The sequence below is a fragment of the Streptomyces sp. NPDC087215 genome (assembly GCF_044744885.1).
Taxonomy (GTDB): Bacteria; Actinomycetota; Actinomycetes; order Streptomycetales; family Streptomycetaceae; genus Streptomyces.
Genome location: NZ_JBIUZD010000001.1, coordinates 211,725 through 231,493, shown reverse-complemented (window position 1 = coordinate 231,493; position 19,769 = coordinate 211,725). Strand labels below are relative to the sequence as shown.

The following is a 19,769-nucleotide window of genomic DNA, read 5'->3' as shown; positions in this document are numbered from 1 at the left end:
ACCGTACGGCCGGACCGACGGCGCCCGCAGCAGGCTCAGTCGGTCCGGCCCGAGGCCCAGCCACCCAGCTCCGCAGGGCGGTTGGTGATGATCCCGTCCACCCCGAGCGCGTCCAGGGCCTTCCAGCGCGCCGGGGTGTCCACGGTCCACACATTGACCGCCACGCCCGCCGCGTGCAGTTGTCCGACCAGTTCGGGGCGGGTGCGGAGCGCACCGTCCGAGACGTTGTACGCGGCCAGCCCCAGCTCCCCGGCCACCGCCACCGGATCGGCGTCGAGGGTGTCGCGCAGCAGCCCCAGCGGCAGCTCCGGCGCCAGCTCGCGGGCGTACCGCAGGGACGCCGGGTCGAAGCTCTGGACGAAGACCCGGCCGGTCATCTCCTGGTCCCGCACCTCCCGGACGATCCGGGCCACCTCGTCGCGGCTGTGCGGCCCCTTGATCTCCAGGAGCATCTTTCCACCGCGCTCCCTGAGGTCCTTGAGCTGGGCGGCCAGGGTCGGCACCCGGGTGCCCGCGTAGACGGGGGCGAACCAGGAACCGGCGTCCAGGGCGTCGATCTGGGCGGCCGTCAGCGAACGGATCGGGCCCGTGCCGTCGGTGGTCCGGTCCACGGTCGTGTCGTGGAGCACGTACGGCACCCCGTCCTTGCTCGGCTGGACGTCGTTCTCGATCCACCCGGCCCTGCCCCTGCGGGCCACCTCGTCCGACACCAGGGTGTTCTCGGGCGCGGCGGAGGAAGCGCCCCGGTGGGCGATCACCGTCGGAGACGCCCCGGCGGCACGCGGCGGGAGACGACCGGCCGACCGGGCGGGCTGCTGCGAGCCCGCGGTCAGACCCCCGGCCTTGGCGTCGTCCCTCGGCGTCTCGTGCCTCCCGCCGCCGCCCTGCGGCCGGGGCGCCAGGACCCCGACCCCGCTCCCCGGTCCGGGCGGACCGACGAGGAGCACTCTGGCGGCGGCACCCGCCACGGGCAGGGCCGCCGGGGGCGGCAGCGGGGCGGTGGCCTCGACGGCGGTCGCGATCCCCACGACGGCGGCCAGGACGGCGAGGGTGACCGCCGCGCGTCGACGGGACCGGGCGGCGGGCGGCTGAGGGTCTCTCATGTCCGGACAGCCTAGAGGGGTCCTGGCCGCGACACGGCGGGCGGCACGAGCCCTTCGCCGGAATCGTCCCCCCTGCGGCATGGTGAGGACGTGCCCGGAGCCGTGCCATCGGGGGACCTCGGCCGGGTGCGGGGAGTCAGGGGGACCCATGGACACAGTGGCGGGAAACGGACCTGTCGGAGACGGCGGCCCCGGGAGCGGCACCGGCCCGGCCCCCGGCCGTACGGATGCCCGGCGGACGCCCGGAAGGACCGCGGGTACCGCGCCGGAGCCCGGCGGGCCGGTCGTCCGGACGCGCGGCCGAGGCGTCCTCGAAGGCGCGTTCGCGCTGCTCGACGCCCTGCGGCGGAGCGGCGACGAGGCCGGAGTGACCGAACTCGCGCTGAGCTGCGGAGTTCCCAAGGGAAGCGTCCACCGGCTGCTCGACCAGCTCGTCGAACTCGGCGCAGTCGAACGCCGGGGCAACCGCTACCGGGTCGGCCCGCAGCTCTACCGCCTGGGCCAGGCGTGGGAGCCGCACCCCGGACTGCGGCCCGCCGCCCGGCTCCCGCTCCAGCGGCTCCGCGCCGCCACCGGAGCCAGCCTGGTCCTCGCCGTGCTGCGCGAGGAGATGGCGATCACGGTCGGTTCGGTGCCGGGCGACCTCGAACCGGTCCTGCCCGTCCGGGACGGCCTCGCGTTCCGCCTGGACACCGCCGCCGGGAAGGCACTCACGGGACCCCTGCGCGGCGGACCCGTCCTCGACCGCGAGGACGTGCTGGCCGGAGTGTGCTGCGCCGCGCTCCCGGTCCGCACCCCCGACGGGCGCACGGTCGCCGCGCTCGCCGCCATGGTCCCGGCGGGACGGCCGCTCGACGCGCTCGGCCGGGCCGTCGCCGAGGCGGGCGCCGCGATCACCCGCGCGCTCGGCCGGGGCGGCCCCCTGCGCACCGTCCCGGCCGGCGCGCCCGTGCTCTGAGGGACGTGCGCGGGAGCGGGCGAGCGGCCTTGTTCCGCCCAGTGGAACGCGCGTAGAACACGACGCGGGCGACGGGCACAGTGGTGGTCGTGCCGGGGGAAACGGCACACCGGAACCGCCCGGACGGGCGGTTCCGGAACCACGGTCACACCAGTGACCCGAAATGTGGGGGGACCACATGCGCGAGAACCGATTCGCCCGAGCCGCCGCCACCGCCCTTCTCGGGCTCGGCAGCGTCGCCGCCTTCGCGGGGACCGCCCAGGCCGAGCCGATCGACTACGTGCGGATCGAACTCGTCGAACTGCACTGCCAGCAGAACAGCGAGGGCGACCACGACGAGGCCTATCTGAAGATCACCGACGCCAACGGCAACGCCGTCAAGGTCTGGCCCGGCAACGGCGTCAAGTACCAGACCATGGGCACCGGTTACGTCCGCTCCATGGCCGACGGCAACAGCGGCGCGGCGCTCATCCTCGGCAAGCAGCAGGCCCGCACCCTGACCCTCTGGGACTACGACTCCTTCGGCGGCGACGACAAGCTCGGCGCCACCCTCGTCACCGGCACCGAAGTCGGCGCCGAGACCCAGTGGCGCACCGTCGAGGGCTCCGGGGGCGTCTACGTGATCGGCTACCGCGTCATCGACATCTGAGGCATCCGGCCGGAGCCGCCGGGGGCGCCCGGCGGACGGGGGAGGGAAGGGGGCCGTGCCGGGCGACCGGCACGGCCCCTCCGCCCGCTCCCGGTCAGTCCGCGCCGGGGGCGACCAGCTCGCCCGACCGCGCCACCCGCCCGTACCAGCGGGCACTGGACTTCGGCGTCCGCTCCAGCGTGTCGTAGTCCACCCGCACCGCGCCGAACCGCTTCGCGTAGCCGTACGCCCACTCGAAGTTGTCCAGGAGCGACCAGAGGAAGTAGCCGCGCACATCGGCCCCGTCCTCGATCGCCCGGTGCACCGCCGTCAGATGCGCGTGGACGTAGGCGGCCCGCTCCGGATCGTGCACCGAACCGTCGGGGGCCACCACGTCCTCGTAGGCCGCCCCGTTCTCGCTGACCACCAGCGGAAGTCCGGGGTACGCGACCGAGAGCCGCACCAGCAGGTCGTACAGCCCGCTCGCGTCGACCGGCCAGCCCATCGCGGTCCGCCCGCCCGGCGCCCGGTGGAAGGCGACCCGGTCCGCGCCCGGCCACGGCGAGTGAGCGCTGTCGCCGTGCCCGTCGTCCCGGGGCTTCTCGGCCCCCTCGGGGACCTCCGAAACCACCGTCGGCGTGTAGTAGTTGACCGCGAGGAGATCCAGCGGCTGCCGTACGACAGCGGTGTCGCCGTCGCGGACGAAGGACCAGTCGGTCACCCGGGCCGTGTCGGCCAGCAGGTCCTCCGGATAGGCGCCCGCCAGCATCGGCCCCAGCCAGACGCGGTTGCCGACCGCGTCGATCCGGCGGGCCGCGTCCAGGTCACCGGCGGAACCGGTCAGCGGACGCACCTCGTGCAGATTGAGCGAGACGGCGAGCTGCCGGTCGGCGGGCAGCGCCGACCGCAGGGCCTGGACGGCCAGCCCGTGCCCCAGGTTGAGGTGGTGCGCGGCCCGCAGCGAGGCCACCGGGTCGGTGCGGCCCGGGGCGTGCACCCCGGAGCCGTACCCCAGGAAAGCCGTGCACCAGGGCTCGTTGAGCGTGGTCCAGCGGACCACCCGGTCGCCGAGGGCGTCGGCGACGATCCCCGCGTACTCGGCGAACCGCTCGGCGGTGGCCCGCTCCGGCCAGCCGCCCGCGTCCTCCAACTCCTGCGGCAGGTCCCAGTGGTAGAGCGTGAGCGCGGGCTCGATCCCGGCGGCCAGCAGTTCGTCGACCAGCGCCCGGTAGAAGTCGAGGCCCTTCTGTACCGCCGGACCCCGGCCGGTGGGCTGCACCCGGGACCAGGACACGGAGAACCGGTAGGCGTCCAGGCCGAGTTCGGACATGATGCGGACGTCCTCGCGGAACCGGTGGTAGTGGTCCACGGCCACGTCACCGGTGTGCCCCCCGAAGACCTTGCCGGGGGTGTGCGAGAAGGTGTCCCAGATGGACGGCGTACGGCCGTCCTCCGCCGCCGCTCCCTCGATCTGGTACGCGGCGGTGGCCGCGCCCCAGAGGAAGCCGGGCGGGAACGAGCGGGTGGCGGTGAGCGGCCGGGTTTCGGACGCGGTCATAGGAGGACGCTCCCAACGCGTGTGCGGGATGAGTACCGTGAGGTGGGGTGAGGGGCGGCCGGTCAGCTCTTGACCGCACCGGCCGTGATGCCGCCGACGATGTGCTTGCCGAGGAAGGCGAAGACCAGCAGCAGCGGCACGGTGGATATGAGGGCGCCGGTCAGCACGATGGCGTGGTCCACGCTGTGGTTGCCCGCGCCGAGCCCCGCGAGCGCCACCTGGAGGGTGGGACTGCCGTCCGGGGTGAGCGCGATGAACGGCCAGAAGAAGTCGTTCCACGCCTGGACGAAGACCAGCATTCCGAGCACGGCCATCGCGGGCCGCGCCACCGGGAACACCACGTGCCAGATGATCCGGAGACTGTGCGCGCCGTCCATCCGGGCCGCCTCCACCAGCTCCACGGGCAGCGCCTCGACGAGGAACTGGCGCATGAAGAACACACCGAAGGCGGCGACGAGCGAGGGCAGCACCACCGACTGGAGCTGGTCGACCCAGCCGAGGCCGGTGATGATCTGGTAGAGCGGGATGACACTGAGCTGGGGCGGGATCGTCATGGTGGCGACCACGAGCGACAGCAGCAGCCCACGGCCCCGGAAGGGGAGTTTCGCGAAGGCGAACCCGGCGAGCGTGGAGAACAGGACGGTGGACGCGGCCACCAGGCTCGCCACGATCGTCGTGTTGACCAGCGCCTCGCCCATGTCGACCTGGTTCCAGGCGAAGGCGAGGTTCTCCAGGAGACGGGAACCGGGCAGCAGCGGTGCGGGGGCCTCCACCACCCGCTCGCCGGTGTGCGAGGCGGCGACCACGTTCCAGTACAGCGGGAAGAGCGAGACCGCCGCCGCCACGGCGAGCAGGACGTACGTCAGGGGTCCGGCGTGGTGCTGCCGTCCGGCGGCCGGGCGCGTCCGCCGACCGCGCAGGGCCGTCCCCGGCACCGATCGGGGCCGGTGGGACGGACGGTTCGGGCGGGGCGGGTCGAGAGTGCGGGCCATCGGGTCAGCCCCCCAGCTTCTTGCGGTGGTGACGGGAGACGAGGGCCTGGCCGCCGCCGACGATCAGCAGGAGCAGCAGCATGACCCATGCGAGCGCCGAAGCCTGCCCCAGCGCGCCGGTCACCCAGCCTTTCTCGTACATCAGCAGGCTCAGTGTCTGGAACTGGTTGCCGCTGCCGCCGCTGATGCCGACGCTCCCGCCGTACAGCATCGGCTCGCCGAAGAGCTGGGTGGCGCCGATGGTGGAGACGACGATCGTGAACAGGACGGTCGGGCGGATGGAGGGGATGGTGACGCTGAGGAACTGGCGCCAGCGGGAGGCCCCGTCGAGCGCGGCAGCCTCGTACAGGTCCCGCGGCACGGCCTGCATCGCGGCCAGGTAGATCAGCGCGTTGTAGCCGGTCCAGCGCCAGACGACGATCGTGGAGATCGCGATCTGGGCGGGCCACCGGGACGCCTCCCAGTCGACCGGGCCGATCCCGAGCACATCGAGGAAGGTGTTGATCAGCCCGTAGTCGGTGTTGAACAGTTGGGCGAAGACCAGCGTCGCCGCCGCGATCGAGGTGGCGTACGGGGCGAGGACCGCCACCCGGAAGAAGCCCCGGCCCCGCAGCTTGTAGTGGAGCAGGTGGGCGAGGCCCAGGGCCATGAGCAGCTGCGGGACGGTCGAGAGCACCCCGATGGTGAAGGTGTTGAGGAGCGCGTTCCAGAAGAACTCGCTGGTCGCCAGGTCGGTGTAGTTCTCCAGGCCCTTCCACCGCGCGCCGCCGCCCAGTTCCACCCGGTTCAGCGAGAGCCAGCCGGTGTAGATCAGCGGGAAGAGCCCGAAGGCGGCGAAGGTGAGGAAGAAGGGAGCGACGAAGAGGTACGGGGCCGCCGTGACGTCCCAGCGGTAGAGGGCGCCGCGCAGACCGGCCGGGGCGGCACGGCGACCGCGCGGGCCGGGGGAGGAGGGCGGAGCGGAGGGCGGCGGTGAGCCGTCCGGCCGCGCCCGAACGGAGGTGGCCACGGGGGCGTCCTTCCAGGTCGATGCGGGCGGGGTGGTGCGGACGGGTGGTGCGGACGGTTCCGGTCCGCGACGCTCGGGCGGCGACGCTCGGGCGGCGGCGGACCGGGCACCCGGCCTCCGCTACTGGTCGATCTTGTCGTCGATCAGCTTCCTGACGTTCTCCCAGGCCTTGGCCGGGTCGGTGCCGCGCTGCTCGATGTCGAGGATGCCGTTGTCGGTGAGGAAGGTCTTCACCTGGCCGTCGTAGCGGCTGATCGTGGCGGGCGTGATCCGGGCCGCCGCGCTGGAGAAGATCCTGCCGACCGGGGTGTCACCGAAGTAGGGCAGCTCGGCGTCCTGGACCGCGGGCGAGGTCAGGGTGTCCTTGGACGAGGGGATGTTGCCGTTGACCGCGAACACCTTGGCGTGCTGCGCCGGGGCGGTCAGCCAGGCGGCCAGCTCGGCGGCCTCCTTGGCGTGCTTCCCGGACTTCGGCACGGCGAGGAAGGCGCCGCCCCAGTTGCCCGCCACGGGCGGGGCGGCGATGTCCCACTTGCCCTGGTTGGCCGCGCCCGCCTGGTCCTTGATGATGCCGGTCATCCAGCTGGGGCAGGCGACGGTGGCGAACTTCGCGTTCTTGAAGGCCGCGTTCCAGGTGCCCTTCTCGTCGAACTGGCGCAGTCTGGCGGTGAGTCCGCCCTCCGCCGCGGCGACGGCGGTGTCCCAGGCCTTCTTCACACCGGGGCTGTTCTCCCAGTCGAGCTTGCCGCTCGCGTCGGCGTACTGCACCGGATCGCTGGAGACCACCGCGTTGAAGAGGCCGCTCGCGGAGTCGTGGAAGGCGGTGCCCGCGGGCGCGTTCTTCCGGTAGGTCCGTCCGGTCTCGAGGAACTTGGCCCAGTCGCCCGCCCACAGCCTGCCGACCGCGTCCCGGTCGGTGGGCAGTTCGGCCTTGGCGAAGAGGTCCTTGTTGTAGCAGACGGCCATCGGGCCGATGTCCGTGCCGAGGCCGATGACCCTGCCGTCCGCGGTCGTCGCCTGCTTGACCTTCCAGTCGAGGAAGGCGCCGATGTCCGCGCCGCCCTCCTTGCTCAGGTCCACCCACTTGCCGGCCATGGACGGGCCGGTCGCCTCCGCGATGAAGCCCACCTCGACGGCCTGGATGTCGGCGAGACCGCTGTCGCGGGAGAGGCGCAGCTTCAGGGTGTCCCAGTACTTCTGGCCGTCGGCGACGTTCGATTCCTCGATCTTGATGTGCGGGTGGGCCTTCTCGTACTCGGCGTAGAGCTTGGCGCCGGTCTTGTCGTCGTAGCCGAAGGAACCGAAGGTCCCCACCCGCAGCGTGATCCTTCCGTCGCCCCCGGCCCCGCCGCCGTCCCCGCCGCAGCCGGTGAGCAGGGCGGTGCCGGTCATGACGGCGGCGACCGCCGCGCTCGCCGCACGGCGTCCGCGTCTGCTGCTGGAAGTGCGCATTCCACTCTCCTCGTCCCCAGGTGGTGCTCGTGGTGCGCCAAGAGGTCCGGCCGGCCGGTCGCGGCTCGGCGGCGTCCGCCGGGACCCGGTGCAAGGCTCTGCGCATCCCGGATGGGAGCGCTCCCACGTCGTTGCCGGAAGGTTGCTGCCTGGCGGGTGCGGGTGTCAAGACATGAACGCGGATTCGTTACCGGAAGGCCTTCCGGGGGTTTCGCGGCCCTCGGCGGGCACGCTTGCGTCATCTCCTGAACGCACCGCCGCGACGGCCGGAGGCCCCCGTGGTGCCTCCGGAGGGTCGTCGACTAGAGTGGGAGCGCTCCCATCCATGCTTTCCGTCCCGGACGGACGCCGGATGAGCGGCGACGTCGTTCCAGGAGGGGGTACGGGAGAGGTGAACGGACGGCAGACCGGCAGGCCCACCCTGGAGGAGGTCGCGGCCAGGGCCGGGGTCGGCCGGGGCACGGTCTCCCGGGTGATCAACGGCTCCCCCCGGGTGAGCGAGCGGACCAGGGCCGCCGTCGAGCGGGCCGTCGCCGAACTCGGTTACGTCCCCGACCAGGCGGCCCGCGTTCTCGCCGGAAGCCGTACCGGAGCCGTCGCCCTCGTCATCCCGGAGACCGAGGCCCGGCTCTTCGCGGAGCCCTACTTCCTGGACCTCATGCGCGGAGTCAGCTCGGAACTGGCCGACGCCGAAAAGCAGTTGCTGCTGACCCTGGTCCGCGACGAGCGGGAGCGGCAGCGGTTCGAGCAGTATCTCGCCTCGCGGCGCGTCGACGGCGTCCTGCTCGCCTCCGTCCACGGTGACGACCCGCTGCCCGACCGGATCGGCGGGCTCGGCCTGCCGGTGGTCATGAGCGGGCGCCGCTCGGAGGCCGAACCGGTGCCGTACGTGGACTCCGACAACATCGGCGCCGGACGGGCGGCCGTGGCGCACCTGGTGGCGCGCGGCCGGAAGCGGGTCGCCACCGTCACCGGACCGCCCGACATGTACGTCGCCCGCGCCCGGCTCGGCGGCTACCGGGCGGGGCTCGCCGAGGCGGGTCTCGCGCCCGACGAGGGGCTGGTCGCGGTGGGTGACTTCACGGAGGAGGGCGGGCGGCGGGCGATGCGGGAGCTCCTGGAGCGCGGGTCGGATCTGGACGCGGTGTTCGCCGCGTCCGACGTGATGGCGGCCGGGGCGCGCGGGGTGCTGCGGGAGGCGGGGCGCCGGGTGCCGGAGGACGTGGCCCTGGTCGGTGTCGACGACTCCCCGGTCGCCCGGCTGATGGACCCGCCGCTGACCAGCGTCCGGCAGCCCATCGAGGAGATGGGCCGCACGATGGCCCGGATCCTGCTCCAGGAGATCGCCGGGACACCGGACGAGCCCCGCCGACGGGTGCTGCCGACGGAGCTGGTCGTGCGCGAGTCGTGCTGAGGGGCGGGACCCGTGGCCGGCCGGCCGGACGGCAGGGGCCGGTCGGCCACGGGTCCCGGTGGGGCGCTACAGCGCCGGGTGGGCGTTCTTCATCAGCTCCTGGAACTGGGCGGAGAACCACCGGCCCGAGATCGGGGCGTCCGGCAGCGACCCCGACATGCTGTTGCCGTTACGGGCGTTGCCCGTGTACGTCGGGTCGCACATCCGGTCGAAGCCCTTGCCCTCGTTGTTCGGGATCTCCTTGCTGGAGCCGTCGGACTCGCCCGGGGGCTTCACCCAGACGTACGCGTCGATCCCCGCGGCGGGCGCGGCCTGGGGCCGTTCGCCGAGTCCGGCGCCGGACTGGTTGCACCAGTTGCCGAGGTGGATGCGCCGGTCGTAACGGCCGCCGTTGACATAGGTGTCGACGCTGGCCGTGGGGCCCGCCGCGGTGGGACGGGCGGTGCCGCCCCAGCCGTTGCGGGAGGTGTCGATCAGCATTCCGAGGTTGCTGTCGAAGCCGAGCGAGACGAGTCTGGTCCGCATGGCCTGGGCGTAGGACAGTTCGTCGGTGTACCGGTTCCAGTCGACCCACTTCGACTGGCGTACGGAGACGCCGTTCACGTTGTCGTCGATCCTGAAGTGGTCCTCCTTGAGGGCGCTGTAGTTGGCGGTGTTGACGATGAAGCCGTGGACGTTGGAGAGCGTGGAGCCCTCGGCGGTGGCCGCCTGCCGGAACAGTTCGGCGGAGGCGCCGAAGTTGTCGTCCCAGCCGAGCCAGCCGTGGTGGCCCGCGTCCACGTAGTTGTAGACGTTGCCGATCGCGCCGAGCTTCTTGAGCGCGTAGCCGACACCGGTGATGTAGTTGCCGTTGGCCTTCATCACATCGCAGTTGGCGGTGGCGGTCGGGCGTCCGCTGACGTTGGTGACGAGGTTGGGCAGCGAGTCGATCTCGACGGTGGTGACGATCCGGAGGCCCGCGTACTTGGGGTCGGCGAGGATCGCGGCGATCGGGTCGATGTACTCGGTCTTGTAGCGGCCGATCTCGGTCGGGCCCAGCTCGCCGTTGGAGGCGAGGGCGGCGCAGTCGCGGCCGGGCAGGTTGTAGACGACGAGCTGGACGACGAGTTCGCCGGAGCCCTTCTGGCGCAGGGCCTCGTCGAGGTGGGCGCGCAGGCCCATGGAGGTGGTGGAGCCGTTGACGGCGGCGATCCGGTCCAGCCAGACGCCGGTGGGCTGTCCGGCGATCCTGCTGCCGCCGGGCTCGGCCGCCGCCTTGGCGGACCACTCGGGGTTCACGTACACCTTCGCCCCGGCGTACGGATTGTCGGCTCTGCTGCCCGCCGGCGGTGTGGTGGGCGGGGTCGTGGGAGGGGTGGTCGGGGGCTGTGTGGGCTCGGTGGTGCCGTTGCAGACGATCCCGTTGAGCCGGAAGACCGCGGGGACGGCGTTGGTGCCGCTGTACGAGGCGTTGAAGCCGAAGGACGTCGAGCCTCCGGTGGCCAGGGTCCCGTTGTAGGAGACGTTCTTCGCGGTGACCGCGACGCCGGACTGGGTGATCGTGGCGTTCCAGCCCTGGGTGATCTGCTGGTTCCCGGCGTAGGACCACTCGACGGTCCACGCGGCCACCGGGTCACCGGTGTTGGTGACGGTCACGTTGGCGCCGAAGCCGGTGTTCCACTGGTTGGTGACCTGGTAGTCGACCTTGCAGCCGGGAGTGACGGCGCCTGCGTTCGCCGTGCCGAGGACGGTGGCGGTGGCGCCGGTGGCCGTGACGAGGCCGAGGGCCGCCAGGAGGGCGGTGCGACTGGTGCGGCTCATGCGGGATGTGGTCCTTTCAGGGGGTGAGGGCGCGCAGGTGGTCGCGCAGCCCGATGCCGAATGCGGTGGGAGTGCCGTCGTACGAACTGATCAGTGCGGGACCGGAGTTGCAGTTCCAGGTGTTCCAGGTCCAGCCCAGGTACGAGAGGCCGCGGTCGTCGAACCACTTCATGACGCGGTCGACGAATCCGTGTCCGCAGGTGTTCTCGCCGATCTCGCCCGCGAGGAGGGGGACCTGGGCGGCCACCGGGGCGAGGGTGTTGTTCCAGCACGTCTCGTCGGAACAGGTGTTGAAGTTGTAGACGTGCCAGGCGGCGGCCAGATTGCCCGCCGGGTCGGTGGGGCGGTACGTGAGCCACTGGCTCAGGTCGTTGGAGTACGCGAGACCGGGGACGAGGACGAGGTTCCTCGATCCCGTGGCGCGGACGGCGTCCACCAGGTCCTGCATTCCCGCGACCTCGTAGCCGATGCCGGGGCAGGTTCCGCCGTCGCGCCAGCAGGACCAGGCCTGTGCCGCGGTGGGCGTCGCCCGGTCCGGATAGGGCTCGTTGAACAGGTCGAAGACGACCCTTCTGTCGTTCTTGAAGGTGTCGGCCACCGAGGTCCAGAAGTCCGGGGTGTACCGGGCGTCCGGCATCGGCTTCTGGCAGGTCGCGTGGACGTCCGCGCAGCCCGAGGAGTTCCCGGTGTACTGGCCGTACGTCCAGTGCAGTTCGACCACCGGCGTCATGCCGTGCGCGAGGACCCTGCCGACCAGATCCTTGACCGCGGCGATGTAGGAGGCGCCCCGGTACTCGGGTCTGACGTTGTCCAGGCCGAGCCAGCACTCCTCGTTGAGGGGGATGCGGACGGTGTTGGCCTTCCAGTCGGCGATGGCCCTGACCGAGGCGTCGTCCACGGGGCCGTCCCAGATGCCGTGCCCCTGGACGCACATGAACTCGCCGCCGGAGCGGTTGACGCCGAGGAGGCGTCGGGTGGCGCCGTTCTGGTCGGTGAACCGATTCCCGGACACGGTGAGTTCGGGCGCGCCGGAGACCGGGGCGGGTGTGGTTGGGGGAGTGGTCGGCGGGGTCGTGGGAGGGGTGGTCGGGGGAGTGGTGGGAGGGGTGGTCGGACCGGTGGGTGTGGGTGCCGGGGTGGTGGCGCACGGTGTGCCGTTGAGCGTGAAGGCGGTGGGTGCCGTGTTGGCGCCCGACCAGGAGGCGATGAAGCCCGCCGAGACCTTCGCGCCCGTGCCGAGCGCCGCGTTCCAGCTCTCGTTCACGACCGTGACGGCGGTCCCGGACTGGGACCATCTGCCGCCCCAGCCCTGGCTGAGGGTCTGGCCGGACGGGAAGCCGAAGCCCAGGCTCCAACCGCCCAGTGCGGGGCCTTCGTTGGTGACGGTGACGGAACCCTGGTAGCCGCCTGCCCACTGGCCGACGACCGCGTACTCCACGGTGCAGACGGGTGCGGCCGCTGCTCCTGAGGCCGTACCCATGAGGGCGAGGGCGGTGCTCGCCGTGGTGAGCGCTGCTCCGGAAAGCAGCGCGGAAAGGCGTGGTGGATGGCGCATGAGCGAGTCCTCGCAGCGAGGGCACACCTCTGACGGTGTGCCGACCGGACGGATTCGCTCCCACTGGTCGGGGCAGACCGTAGCGCCAACTGATGCCAAGCAAAAGAGGGGTCGAGTAAATTTCCCGTCGATTGCCTTCGACTCTTCACGTGTCTTGACGCCCCTGCCTCCTCGCTGCACAGTGGGAGCGCTCCCACTGGTTCAGAGCTTGTTCCCCGGACACTTCCGCTCTTCGCTTCCCCCGACCTCACGAGCCGCGAGGAGAACCACCCCTGATGCCCATGCCTCCGCCCCGGAGGGCGACCGCGCGGACGACCGACCGCCCTGGCCGCCGTGCTCTCCCTCTCGCTGGACCTGTCGGCGCTCCGGGTTCGTCGCCACCACGGGCGACCGGTCCTCAGCCGTCGGCACCGCCCCGGCGGCCGTACGGCCGAGGACATCCGCCGTACAGGCGCATCCGCCCCGGTCACGGACCTGCCGAGACCTGCCTCACGAACGACACCGCGCCCGTCCCTCCGTACCACCGGCCCTGACACGTGCGGACGTGGCCCCGGCCGTGGGCTCGTACGCCGGGCCGATGGGACAGCGGTCACCCTGCGGGACTGGCTGGGGGCGAGCGCGAGGCGCCTACGGACCTCCGGCCCGGAATCCTTCCCGACCCGGCGCCACCGCGATGGTCCGCCGCGAATGGGGCCGGAGAATTCCGGGGTGATCCAGCTTCACTGGAACGATCGCCGTGAGGCTTTCCCTGTCTGGCCAGTGCCGGTCCGGGTCCCCATGTCGTCCGCACCCAGGAACCGCACGTCTGGACAGTGCCTCGAACCGCCGCCTAGGGTCAGGGCCTTGATCCCGGCGGTAGGCACACGCGTCCGGGGTGCCGGGAACAGTCGAGGAGGACGCACGTGGTCACTCTCGGAGACGCCACCCGGTGCCGCCCTCCCGTCCCTGCTCCCGGCCCCGGGGGCCGACGTGGCTTTCCCGGACCCTGAAGAGGGCGACGCGGAGGCCGAGTTCCGACTCTTCTTCGCCCGTCACTACGCCGAACTCTCCCGTCTCGCAAATCTGTTGACCGGCGAGGCCGACGCCGCCGACGATCTCGCCGCCGATGCGATGCTCGCCCTCTGGGACCGCTGGGACCGGGCCCGCGCCGCCGACCACCCCGCCGCCTACGCCCGGGGCGTCGTCGCCAACCTCGCCCGTACCCGCGCCCGGAGCGCCGTACGGGAACGGCGCAGGATCGCCGCCTTCTGGGACAGGCGCCCCGAACACACCGAGGGCCCGGACGTGCCCGCCGTGCTCGATGTCCGCACCGCCCTGCGCGCCCTGCCCTTCCGCAAGCGCGCCTGCGTCGTGCTCCGGCACGCCTTCGACCTCTCCGAACGCGACACCGCGCTCGCGCTCGGCGTGTCGGTCGGCACGGTCAAGAGCCAGACGGCCAAGGGAATGGCGGAACTCCAGCGGCTGCTCGGTTCCCGCGCCGCCGCCGAACTCGCCACGAGGAGGCACTGATTGACGGACGAGCCACGACTCCGCCGGGAGTTGCGCGAGGCGGCGCTCGCCCACCGGCCCGACCACGCCCGTATCCTCGCCCGGGTCGAACGCGGCCTCGCCGTGTCAGCCTCCCGGCGTTCCCGTAACCCGTCCGGACTCCGCCGGACAGGAGTCCTCGTGGCCGTCACCGTCGCGGCGGTCGTCGGTATCGGAGGGGCGGTCGGCATCGGCGGACTCGCGGCGACCGGGCCCACCACCCCGCAACCCGGCCCCGCCGCCGTGCCGCCCGTACCCTCCACCGGACCCGGCGCGCGGGCCACCGGCACCGTCGACGCGGGCGGGAACCGCTGGTGGGCCCAGAGCGACCTGGCCCTGACGACCGACGCGCCCGCCGAAGGAGTCCTCGTCGAACTCCGGATCGCCCGCACCCCCGGTGTCGTCAGCACCGGCCACTGGCGCACCCGTCCCGCCGAGGACTTCACCGAGACGCTCACCGAGGAGACCGGTCACCTGGTCTACCGCTGGATCCTGAAACCGGGCCGCACGGTCCCGCCCGGCTCCCATGTCTTCGCGGGCCAGTACAACCACGCCGAAGGGGTACGGGACTTCCGGGCCGACTCGTACACCGTGGTCCTGACCGGCACCGACGGCGGCCGGTCCACCCTGCGCGGCGGCTTCCGGACGGCAGCGGCACGGTGACCGGTGGGACTCGCGGGGCGGTTGTGCGTGCGACGAGGGCCGGGATCGTGTCCGGCCGACATGCGGCGGGTACGGCGGGTACGGCGCCCGGCCGCGCGGCGCCCGGCGGGGTCCTCCGGCTCTGCCCTGGTGGCGGGCCATAGGCTCGGGGGCATGACGAACACTCCGACGGTCCGTGGACCCGAACAGCGCAAGAAGGACCTCCTCGACCGGCTGACGGGGGAGGCCGACATCTGGGTCGCCTCGGCGAGCGCGGACGGACTCCCGTACCTCGTCCCGCTCTCCTTCCTCTGGGACGGCACCGACATCTGGCTCTGCACCCGGCCCACCAACCCCACGGGCCGCAACCTCGGCGCCGGCGGACACGCTCGTCTCGCGCTGGGACACACCCGGGACGTGGTGCTTCTCGGCGGCGAGGTGACGACCTTCCGGGGAGAGGACGTGCCGGTCGCCGCGATCGAGGCGTTCGCTGCCAAGTCCGGTTGGGATCCGCGTGGTTCGGGACCGGCATATGCCTGGTTCCGCGTCCGCCCCACCACCGTGGAGGCCTGGCACGAGGAGCCCGAGATCACCGGACGCAGGCTCATGACCGACGGGGTCTGGGCGGTCTGACCCGCCCGATCTGACTCGCCCGGTCTGACCCGCCCGGCCCGGGAGCCGGAGCACGGACAGCGGTGCGGGCGGGATTCGGGGTGTGCGGCGGGCGGTGGGCGGTGGGTCTGAGACAGCGGACCCCGGAGCGACGGGCCGGGGCCGGGAGTCGGCTCAAACGTGGGCGCCACGGCCGGTCCGCTCCTCGCGGCGGCGGATTCTCGGACGGCGGCAACCTTTGCGCGGGCGGCGGCGACTGAGACGTGGGCCGTCTCTCGGCTGTTTGCCCGATCCGCAGGAGCCGAGAGACGGCCCGGCCCCACGCCGAGGCGCGGAAGGAGGCAACCGTGTCCTCCGCCGCCACCGCCCGGCCCTCGCCCCGCCCCGAGATCCGACGGAGGAGCACCTGTGATCCACGGCACCTGGGAACCCGCCCCCGCCGCACGCTGGGAGGACGCCTACGCCGTGGGGAACGGCCGCCACGGCGCCCTGGTCCTGGGCGACCCCGAGGACGACCGGGTGACCGTCACCCACCACACCCTCGTACGCCCGGAAGAACCGGCCGCCGGGCAGACCCCTCCCGAGGAGCAGGCCCCGCTCGCGGCGGCCGGGGAACGGGCGTCGCTCCTCTCCCGGCAGCTCCACCCCGGATTCCGTACCCGCGTCCTGCGCCCGCCCGGCGGCCCCGCCGTGCCCGTCCGCCGGTCCGTGGACTTCAGCGACGGGGTCGTCTCCGGTGAGTGCGGTGAACGCCGCAGCGAGGTCTTCGTCTCGCGCGCCGACGACGTCCTCGTCCAGTACGTCACCGCGCCGGGCCCCGCCGTCGAGATCAGCCTTGACCACCGGTTTCCCGGAGCCCCCTCCTGGCTCGGCTCGGAGCGGGGCATCGCCACCGCACGCCGCGAGACCGTCCTCACCCTGCGGGCCCGCTATCCCGACGGCCCGCTCGGATACACCGGCCTCACCCTCCTCCGCACCGACACCGGCCGCACCACGCTCACCGCCACCGGAGTCCGGGTGGAGGGCGCGGGCCGACTGCTGCTCCTCACCCGTGTCCTCAGACACCGGGGCGACCCCGGGACGGAGAGGGAGACGGAAGCGCTACGGGCGCTGCTCGCCGACCCGCCCGGTGCGCGACCGGACCCGACGTTCCGAACCGGGCCGGACCCGACGTCCCGGACGCGGCCGGTCACCCCCGGCCCGCTCGACGTCCTCCACGCCCGGCTGCGCGCCCGGCACACAGCCCTGCACGGCCCCGCGTACCGGCGTGTCACCCTCGACCTCGGCGCCGACCCGGCCGAGCGCGTCCTGTCCGGCGCCGAGCTGCTCCGCCGCCCCGGGAGCCCGGCCCTGCTGGAACGTCTCTTCGCCGCCGAACGCCACCGGCTGCTCTCCTCCTCGGCCGGACCGTGGACGGGCGGGTGGGACACGCCCGCTCGGTGACCTGCCCCGCGAGCACGAGCCCGGGTACGAGCCCGGGTACGAGTACGGGTACGGACGCTTACACGGAGGCGGTCCTCCGGCCCGACCGGGACGCCGACGTCGAACTCCTGACCCCGGCGGGCCGGGTCTCAGGCTTCCGTCGTCACCAGGACGACCTCCAGGGTGCGGGGCCCGTGGACCCCCTCGACCCGGTCGAGTTCGATGTCGCTCGTCGCGGACGGGCCCGAGATCCAGGTCAGGGGCCGTTCGGGGGCGAGCCGGGGGAGCGCCTCGGGGACGGATGCCACGACCTGGTCCGGCGCCCGGACGACACAGAGGTGCAGGTCGGGTACGAGGGTGAGGGCACGGCGGCCCTGCCCGGGGCCGCCGTCGAGGACGATCGTGCCGGTCTCGGCGATCGCCAGGGCGCAGCCGGTCACCACGGCGTCGGTGCCGTCCAGTTCGTACGGGGTGAGCCGGGGCGTGTCGGTGAGGCGCTCGGCGTCGGTCCCGGCGAGCCAGCTCTCGGGGAGTCCTGGCGGGACGACGACCGTACGGACCCCGTGTTCCGTCAGGAGCCGGGCGATGAGCCCGGGGAGGCCGTCGGGCGCGGTGCGGTGGACGTGGGCGCGGTACTCGGTGAGGTTCTCGTGGAGGAGGCCGAGGAGCGCGTCGGGGCTCTCCGTGCCGTGGCGGACACGATAGGTCCTGGGGACGTCCGGGGCTTCGGGCGCGTCGGCGACGGCGGCCCTGATCCGGGCGAGGACACGGGCGCGGGAGTCGGTCATGCGCGGTTCTTCTTCCACCAGTCGCGGAACGGTTCGGCGGGCAGCTCGGGCAGATTCCGGTGCTCGGACCACTGGCGGGCGCCCGGTCCGGGAAGCCGCTCCGGGTGCAGCGCGCGGGTGGCGGAGGCCAGCCGTTCGACGGTGGCGAGGACGGCCGGGTGGTCGAGCACCCAGGACGAGACGCGGATCGCGGCCCGTTCGAGCCGGTGTCCCTTTCCGCCCCGCTCGGCGACCCGGGTGCGCAGGTGCACCAGGACCTCGGGGATGTCGATGGCGACCGGGCACACCTCGTAACAGGCTCCGCAGAGTGTGGAGGCGTAGGGCAGGGAGGCGTCGATCTCGCTCGCGGTGCCCCGGAGTTGGGGGGTGAGGATCGCGCCGATGGGCCCGGGGTAGACCGAGCCGTACGCGTGGCCGCCGGCCCGCTCGTACACCGGGCAGACGTTCAGACAGGCCGAGCAGCGGATGCAGCGCAGCGCCTGCCGTCCCACCTCGTCGGCGAGGACGTCGGTGCGGCCGTTGTCGAGCAGCACCAGATGGAAGGCGGAGGGCCCGTCGGCGTCGGTCGTGCCGGTCCAGGTGCTCGTGTACGGGTTCATCCGTTCGGCGGTCGAGGAGCGCGGCAGGGTCTGGAGGAAGACCTCCAGGTCCCGCCAGGTCGGCACGACCTTCTCGATGCCGACGACGGAGATCAGGGTCTCCGGAAGCGTCAGGCACATACGGCCGTTGCCCTCGGATTCGACGACGACGAGGGTGCCCGTCTCGGCCACCATGAAGTTGGCGCCGGAGATCCCCACCTTCGCCCGCAGGAACTTCTCCCGCAGGTGCAGCCGGGCGGCCTCGGCGAGTTCGGCCGGGTCGTCCCCGAGGCCCTCGGGTGCCGGACGGCCCCAACGGCCCATGCGTTCGCGGAAGATGTCCCGGATCTCGCTCCGGTTGCGGTGGATCGCCGGAACCAGGATGTGCGAGGGTCGGTCGTCGCCGAGCTGCACGATCAGCTCCGCGAGGTCCGTCTCGTAGGCGGCGATCCCCTCGGCCTCCAGATGCTCGTTGAGCCCGATCTCCTGGGTGGCCATGGACTTGACCTTGACGACCTCGGTCTCGCCGGTGGCCCGGACGAGTCCGGTGACGATCCGGTTGGCCTCGGCGGCGTCCGCCGCCCAGTGCACGGTTCCGCCCGCCGCGGTCACCGACTCCTCCAACTGGACGAGATGGGCGTCGAGGTGACGGAGCGTCCGATCCTTGATCGCCTTGCCCGCCGCGCGGAGTTCGGCCCAGTCGTCGAGCTCGGCCACCGCCCGCGCCCGTTTGTCGCGGATCGTGTGGGTCGCGTGCCGCAGGTTCGCGCGCAGCGTCGTGTTCCCGACCGCGGCCCGCGCCGCCTCCGGGAAGGCGGGCATACCCACGAAGGTGCCGGGTGTCCGCTGCTCCGTCATCGCCAGGGCTCCTCTTCCGTGCTCGCCAGGACGTCCGCCAGGTGCACCGTGCGCAGCGGGGCTCCCTGCCGGTCCAGCATCCCGCCCACGTGCAGCAGACAGGAGTTGTCCGCGCCGCACAGCACCCCGGCGCCGGTGGAGAGCGCGTGGGCGATCTTGTCGGCGCCCATCGCGGCCGACACGTCGGGGTTCTTCACGGCGAAGGTGCCGCCGAAGCCGCAGCACTCCTCCGCGCCCGGCAGCTCCACGAGCTCCAGGCCCCTGACCGCCGCCAGGAGCCGCCGGGGCCGGTCGCCGAGTCCGAGGAGCCGCAGCCCGTGACAGGACGGGTGGTACGTCACCCGGTGCGGGAAGTACGCGCCCACGTCGGTCACGCCCAGCACGTCGACCAGGAACTCGGTCAGCTCCAGGACGCGCGGGGCCAGCTCCGCCGCCCGCGCGCCGAACGAGGGGTAGTGGTGGCGGACCATCGCCGCACAGGAACCCGAGGGGGTGACCACGTACGCGTACCCCTCGAACGCCCGGACCGTGCGACGCACCAGCGGCTCGGTCTCCGCGCGGTAGCCGGTGTTGAACTGCGGCTGCCCGCAGCAGGTCTGCGCGGCGGGGAAGTCGACCTCGACGCCGAGGCGTTCGAGGAGCCGTACGGTGGCCACCCCCGTCGCGGGGAAGACGGCGTCGTTGACGCAGGTGACGAAGAGAGCGACACGCATACGGTTCCTCGGGGACGGGGACGGGGACGGGGACGGGGACGGGGACGGGGACGGGGACGGGGACGGGGACGGGGACGGGATTTGTGCGGGACCGGCCGGGCGGTGTGTTCGGCGCGCGGTGCGTAGTCTGGCAGGGCCGGGCGCCGCACCGGGTTCCGCC

General features: G+C 72.8%; 17 protein-coding genes. 7 read left to right on the top strand and 10 right to left on the bottom strand.

Annotated elements, in window-relative coordinates; genetic code table 11:
- Positions 1-35: 35 nt before the first annotated feature.
- A complete protein-coding gene (locus ACIO92_RS00970) occupies positions 36-1,103 on the bottom strand; it encodes a glycerophosphodiester phosphodiesterase (protein WP_401236150.1) in 1,068 nt (355 codons plus the stop codon).
- A gap of 148 nt (positions 1,104-1,251) precedes the next feature.
- Between ACIO92_RS00970 and ACIO92_RS00965 the strand changes: the two genes are divergently transcribed.
- Both ACIO92_RS00965 and ACIO92_RS00960 read left to right on the top strand, forming a co-directional pair.
- Positions 1,252-2,061: a helix-turn-helix domain-containing protein gene (locus ACIO92_RS00965; RefSeq protein WP_366440769.1), complete on the top strand. Its 810-nt coding sequence runs from the start codon at positions 1,252-1,254 to the stop codon at positions 2,059-2,061.
- A 178-nt stretch (positions 2,062-2,239) separates the two neighbouring features.
- Positions 2,240-2,710: a hypothetical protein gene (locus ACIO92_RS00960; protein ID WP_366440770.1), complete on the top strand. Its 471-nt coding sequence runs from the start codon at positions 2,240-2,242 to the stop codon at positions 2,708-2,710.
- Positions 2,711-2,804: 94 nt separating this feature from the next.
- Here the strand turns inward: ACIO92_RS00960 and ACIO92_RS00955 are convergent, their stop codons facing one another.
- The 4 genes from ACIO92_RS00955 to ACIO92_RS00940 all read right to left on the bottom strand — a co-directional run bounded on the left by ACIO92_RS00955 (position 2,805) and on the right by ACIO92_RS00940 (position 7,700).
- Entirely contained in the window at positions 2,805-4,247 is a 1,443-nt protein-coding gene (locus ACIO92_RS00955; protein WP_402280573.1) for a GH1 family beta-glucosidase, read from the bottom strand.
- Between the two features lie 62 nt (positions 4,248-4,309).
- On the bottom strand, positions 4,310-5,239 hold the full coding sequence (locus tag ACIO92_RS00950) for a carbohydrate ABC transporter permease (protein ID WP_402055969.1): 930 nt from the start codon (positions 5,237-5,239) through the stop codon (positions 4,310-4,312).
- 4 nt (positions 5,240-5,243) lie between these two features.
- Positions 5,244-6,248 carry a sugar ABC transporter permease gene (locus ACIO92_RS00945; protein ID WP_366440773.1) on the bottom strand — a complete coding sequence of 335 codons (1,005 nt, stop codon included), beginning with the start codon at positions 6,246-6,248 and terminating at the stop codon, positions 5,244-5,246.
- Positions 6,249-6,368: 120 nt separating this feature from the next.
- Entirely contained in the window at positions 6,369-7,700 is a 1,332-nt protein-coding gene (locus tag ACIO92_RS00940; protein WP_366440774.1) for an ABC transporter substrate-binding protein, read from the bottom strand.
- A gap of 391 nt (positions 7,701-8,091) precedes the next feature.
- On the opposite strand from ACIO92_RS00940, the gene ACIO92_RS00935 reads away from it, so the two are divergent.
- Complete coding sequence (locus tag ACIO92_RS00935; RefSeq protein WP_402596673.1) at positions 8,092-9,114, top strand: LacI family DNA-binding transcriptional regulator; 1,023 nt, start codon at positions 8,092-8,094, stop codon at positions 9,112-9,114.
- A 66-nt stretch (positions 9,115-9,180) separates the two neighbouring features.
- On the opposite strand, the gene ACIO92_RS00930 is transcribed toward ACIO92_RS00935, so the two are convergent.
- Both ACIO92_RS00930 and ACIO92_RS00925 read right to left on the bottom strand, forming a co-directional pair.
- Positions 9,181-10,914 carry a glycoside hydrolase family 6 protein gene (locus tag ACIO92_RS00930; protein ID WP_402055963.1) on the bottom strand — a complete coding sequence of 578 codons (1,734 nt, stop codon included), beginning with the start codon at positions 10,912-10,914 and terminating at the stop codon, positions 9,181-9,183.
- Between the two features lie 16 nt (positions 10,915-10,930).
- A complete protein-coding gene (locus ACIO92_RS00925; RefSeq protein ID WP_402055961.1) occupies positions 10,931-12,469 on the bottom strand; it encodes a cellulase family glycosylhydrolase in 1,539 nt (512 codons plus the stop codon).
- A gap of 969 nt (positions 12,470-13,438) precedes the next feature.
- Between ACIO92_RS00925 and ACIO92_RS00920 the strand changes: the two genes are divergently transcribed.
- From ACIO92_RS00920 to ACIO92_RS00905, 4 genes are all read left to right on the top strand, one after another.
- Complete coding sequence (locus tag ACIO92_RS00920; RefSeq protein WP_402280578.1) at positions 13,439-13,978, top strand: SigE family RNA polymerase sigma factor; 540 nt, start codon at positions 13,439-13,441, stop codon at positions 13,976-13,978.
- Entirely contained in the window at positions 13,979-14,659 is a 681-nt protein-coding gene (locus tag ACIO92_RS00915) for a hypothetical protein (protein WP_402280580.1), read from the top strand.
- Between the two features lie 153 nt (positions 14,660-14,812).
- Positions 14,813-15,271 (top strand): pyridoxamine 5'-phosphate oxidase family protein, encoded by a 459-nt coding sequence (locus ACIO92_RS00910; protein ID WP_366440780.1) that lies wholly within the window; start codon positions 14,813-14,815, stop codon positions 15,269-15,271.
- Between the two features lie 387 nt (positions 15,272-15,658).
- Entirely contained in the window at positions 15,659-16,693 is a 1,035-nt protein-coding gene (locus ACIO92_RS00905) for a glycoside hydrolase N-terminal domain-containing protein (RefSeq protein ID WP_366440782.1), read from the top strand.
- Between the two features lie 128 nt (positions 16,694-16,821).
- Here ACIO92_RS00905 and ACIO92_RS00900 read toward each other — a convergent pair whose 3' ends face one another.
- The 3 genes from ACIO92_RS00900 to ACIO92_RS00890 are packed head-to-tail and all read right to left on the bottom strand — an operon-like array spanning position 16,822 to position 19,609.
- Complete coding sequence (locus ACIO92_RS00900) at positions 16,822-17,460, bottom strand: lactate utilization protein C (protein WP_401236141.1); 639 nt, start codon at positions 17,458-17,460, stop codon at positions 16,822-16,824.
- On the bottom strand, positions 17,457-18,896 hold the full coding sequence (locus tag ACIO92_RS00895; protein ID WP_402055949.1) for a LutB/LldF family L-lactate oxidation iron-sulfur protein: 1,440 nt from the start codon (positions 18,894-18,896) through the stop codon (positions 17,457-17,459). The genes ACIO92_RS00900 and ACIO92_RS00895 overlap by 4 nt, the downstream gene beginning before the upstream one ends.
- Positions 18,893-19,609: a (Fe-S)-binding protein gene (locus ACIO92_RS00890; protein ID WP_366440785.1), complete on the bottom strand. Its 717-nt coding sequence runs from the start codon at positions 19,607-19,609 to the stop codon at positions 18,893-18,895. The genes ACIO92_RS00895 and ACIO92_RS00890 overlap by 4 nt, the downstream gene beginning before the upstream one ends.
- Positions 19,610-19,769 lie beyond the last annotated feature (160 nt).

Coding starts and splice junctions, on each gene's coding strand:
- ACIO92_RS00965 (WP_366440769.1), top strand. CDS start 1,252: ATGGACACAGTGGCGGGAAACGGACCTGTCGGAGACGGCGGCCCCGGG.
- ACIO92_RS00930 (WP_402055963.1), bottom strand. CDS start 10,914: ATGAGCCGCACCAGTCGCACCGCCCTCCTGGCGGCCCTCGGCCTCGTC.
- ACIO92_RS00940 (WP_366440774.1), bottom strand. CDS start 7,700: ATGCGCACTTCCAGCAGCAGACGCGGACGCCGTGCGGCGAGCGCGGCG.
- ACIO92_RS00890 (WP_366440785.1), bottom strand. CDS start 19,609: ATGCGTGTCGCTCTCTTCGTCACCTGCGTCAACGACGCCGTCTTCCCC.
- ACIO92_RS00960 (WP_366440770.1), top strand. CDS start 2,240: ATGCGCGAGAACCGATTCGCCCGAGCCGCCGCCACCGCCCTTCTCGGG.
- ACIO92_RS00910 (WP_366440780.1), top strand. CDS start 14,813: ATGACGAACACTCCGACGGTCCGTGGACCCGAACAGCGCAAGAAGGAC.
- ACIO92_RS00925 (WP_402055961.1), bottom strand. CDS start 12,469: ATGCGCCATCCACCACGCCTTTCCGCGCTGCTTTCCGGAGCAGCGCTC.
- ACIO92_RS00900 (WP_401236141.1), bottom strand. CDS start 17,460: ATGACCGACTCCCGCGCCCGTGTCCTCGCCCGGATCAGGGCCGCCGTC.
- ACIO92_RS00970 (WP_401236150.1), bottom strand. CDS start 1,103: ATGAGAGACCCTCAGCCGCCCGCCGCCCGGTCCCGTCGACGCGCGGCG.
- ACIO92_RS00950 (WP_402055969.1), bottom strand. CDS start 5,239: ATGGCCCGCACTCTCGACCCGCCCCGCCCGAACCGTCCGTCCCACCGG.
- ACIO92_RS00955 (WP_402280573.1), bottom strand. CDS start 4,247: ATGACCGCGTCCGAAACCCGGCCGCTCACCGCCACCCGCTCGTTCCCG.
- ACIO92_RS00895 (WP_402055949.1), bottom strand. CDS start 18,896: ATGACGGAGCAGCGGACACCCGGCACCTTCGTGGGTATGCCCGCCTTC.